This window comes from Micromonospora sp. M51, assembly GCF_018070305.1.
Lineage (GTDB): Bacteria > Actinomycetota > Actinomycetes > Mycobacteriales > Micromonosporaceae > Micromonospora > Micromonospora parva.
On the sequence record NZ_JAGPXZ010000722.1, the window covers coordinates 1 to 3,051 of the forward strand.

2 protein-coding genes are annotated in these 3,051 nt (G+C 72.4%); both read right to left on the bottom strand.

All coding sequences use genetic code 11. The annotated features are described in order from the left end of the window. Positions 1-1,922, bottom strand: a 1,922-nt coding sequence (locus tag KBX53_RS27675) for an ATP-binding protein (RefSeq protein ID WP_210862460.1), incomplete at its 3' end; no start/stop codon positions are given. A 99-nt stretch (positions 1,923-2,021) separates the two neighbouring features. Further along, positions 2,022-3,051, bottom strand: a 1,030-nt coding sequence (locus KBX53_RS27680) for an FGGY-family carbohydrate kinase (protein ID WP_210862461.1), incomplete at its 5' end; no start/stop codon positions are given.

A 3,051-nucleotide genomic window follows, 5' to 3' on the forward strand; every position in this document is an offset into this window, starting at 1 on the left:
CGCACGCGGAGGCCCAAACGGGCCGCCAGGTGGCTGACGACGAAGTGCCCCATCCGCTCCACCGCCGCCACGTCCGCGGCCGGCGGGCTGGCCAGCACCTCGTTCGCCTGCACCAGCGCGGCCGGGCTCATGCCCAGACCACGGTCGACGATCTCGATCAGCGGACCGCCCGCTCCGACCCGGGCGGTCACCACCACGACGGTGTCCGGGCGGGAGAAGGCCGTGGCGTTCTCCAGCAACTCGGCCAGCAGGTGCACCAGCTCGCCGACGGCGTGCCCGACCACGTGCACGTCCGCCACCGACTCGATCCGGACCCGCTGGTACTGCTCGATCTCGGCGGCGGCGGCCAGCAGCACCGCACCGAGACCGACCGGCCGGTTCCACCGGCGGGTGGAGTCGGTGCCGGCGAGCACCAACAGGCTCTCGTCGTTACGGCGCATCCGGGCGGCCAGGTGATCGAGCTTGAACAGGTTCTCCAGCTGGTCCGGGTCGCTCTCCTCGCGCTCCAGGTCGTCGAGCAGCTCCAACTGGCGCTCCACCAGCACCTGACTGCGCCGGGCCAGGTTGACGAACATCGCGTTGACGTTACGCCGCATGAGCGCCTGCTCGACGGCGACAGTGACCGCGCTGCGGTGCACCGCCACGAACGCCTCGGCCAGCTCGCCGATCTCGTCGAGCGAACGCACCACCGCCGGCGCGACCTCGATGCGGGGCACCCCGCCGGTGACGGTCTTCAGCCGGTCCAGGGCGTCGGGCAACTCGACCTGGGCGATCCGCAGCGCCTGGCTGCGCAGCAGCCGCATCGACCGGGCGACCGACCGGCCGATGAGCAACGAGATCAGCAGGGCGGCCAGCAGGACCGTCACGACCCCGCCGACCACCAGCAGGGTCGCCCGCAGCTGGTCGGCGCTGGCCTCCTCGGCCTGCCGCACGGCGTCGTCGAGCACGCCCGCCTCGAGCTGGCGCAGCGACTCCTGGCGTTGCTGGCTGGCCGACCACCACTGCTCCGACGGGAGCACCTGTGGCGACGCGCCACCGGAGGACAGGCTGCGCTCCTCCAGATCGGTGGCGACCAGAAACATCGGCGACACCGATGTCTCGTCGTAGCGGCGGATCTGCGCACTGGTCGCGGCCACCCGGAACGCGCCGAGCGCGGTGAGTTGCTGGCCGCGCAGGTCGGCGAGGATCACCCGGTCCTCGGTGCCGTACGCACCGGCGCGGGCGGCGGCGTAGAGCTGGCCCCGCACCCGGGAGGACAGCTCCTTGACCCGGGCCAGCTGGACGTAGCGCAGCACCGCGTCGTTCAGCGCCGGCTGGTTCTGACCCGGCGTCGGTTCGGCGAGCAGGTCGAGCAACGCCCCGACCGCCCGGTGGTAGTTGCTCAGGATGGTCTCGCTGCTGAGCACCGCCGGTGGGATCGCCGCGCGGATGTCGACCACCTGGTCGTACGCCTCCAACGCCTCCGAGAAGGCCACCCGCCAGGAGGCGTCCGCGTCCGCCAGTGGCTCGGCGGCCCGGCTGAGGTCCACGATGGCCTTGTCGGTGGCCGCCTGCAACGGCTTCAGGTCGTTCGCGGCGGCCTGCCGGTCACCACCCTTACGCAGCTCACCCAGCTCCCCCGCCGAGCGGTCGCGCTCCTGCTGGAGGTGGTGCACCGCGGCGGTGATCTGGCGGCCGATGCCGACCTGACTGGAGAAGTCGTTCAACGCCGTCGTCCGCCCCACCAGCGTGCTGGTCTGCACCCCGGCGAGCAGGAGGAACGCCATCGACGGCACCACCAGCACGGTGGCGAGCTTCGTGCTCATCCGCCAGTCGCGCAGCCGGAACGGTGACCGCCGTCGATGCGGAACGACTCGGACGTCGAAGCGGCGGCGGCGATGGTTCGACACCGCACCGTTCGCCGGGTCGGGACCTGCCGCCACCCTGCCTCCTCCGTCCTACCGCGTCCACCGCGGTCGGGGGAGCGCAGTCCATCCAACCAGGCTCGGTACCGCTGTCAACGGCCCGGGCGAGGCCGAGGTTCAGGAAGGATACTGCGGGTGGGACCGTCCTGCCGTGGTCGGTAAAACCAGCTCGTCCGTCCGGCCGATGTCGGCGAGCTCGATCGCGTCACCGAAGCGCCCCAGCGCGACCAACGCGGCACCGGTGGCGCCGATTTCCGGGTTGCGTTGATGCGATACCGGTCGCGGTGCGAGCGCGGTGGCGAAGGCCTGCCGCCACCACACCGAGGCGGCAACCGCGCCGCCGCCCAGCACCACGCCGACCGGTTTGTCGATGGTGGACTCCAACACCCCGAGGTCGTCGGCGACGAGCTCACACAGCCCCTGCATCAGCCCGGCCAGGATGTCGACAGATGTGGTGCTGAAGCTGAGCCCGCGCAGCGCTCCGCTGCCCGCCGGAGCCAGCCCGGGTGCCCGGTCGCCGCCGAAGCGGGGATCCGCCGGTCGACCACCGCCCGCCGGCACCAGCGCCAGCGCCGCGTCCAACTCCGCGCCCTGGGGCAACCGCAACTCCCGGTTCGCCCAGGCGAAGAGGTTGCCGCCGTTGGCGTACGCGGCACCGGTCACCACGTGGTCGTGGTCGACCCGGTAACGCCACAACCGTTCCGGCAGGCGGGGCATCGGTTCGCCGGCCGGGATCCGCTGCATCAGCCGTACGGCTGCGGAGGTGCCCACTGTGACGGCGGCCCGGCTCGGGTCGACGCAGCCCGAGCCGACGTTCGACGCCCCTCCGTCACCGACCGGCGGTGACCAGCGGGCCTGCGCCAGCTGCGGCCACCGACGAGCCAGGTCGACCCGGAGCCGGCCGTGCCAGTCCAGCTCGCCGAGGGGCGGCAGCTGCGCCGGTGTCGCCTCGGCCAGCGCCAGCGCCTCATCGTCCCAGCGCAGGGTGCGCAGATCCAGCAGACCGGTCCCGGAGGCCTGGGAGATCGACATGGGCGCGGTGTCGAGCAGCTCACCCAGCACGTACTCGGGCAGACCGACGAACCGGGCGATCGGGGTGCCGGACTGCTCGCGCAACCAGGGCAACCGCATCGACCAGTACGACCGG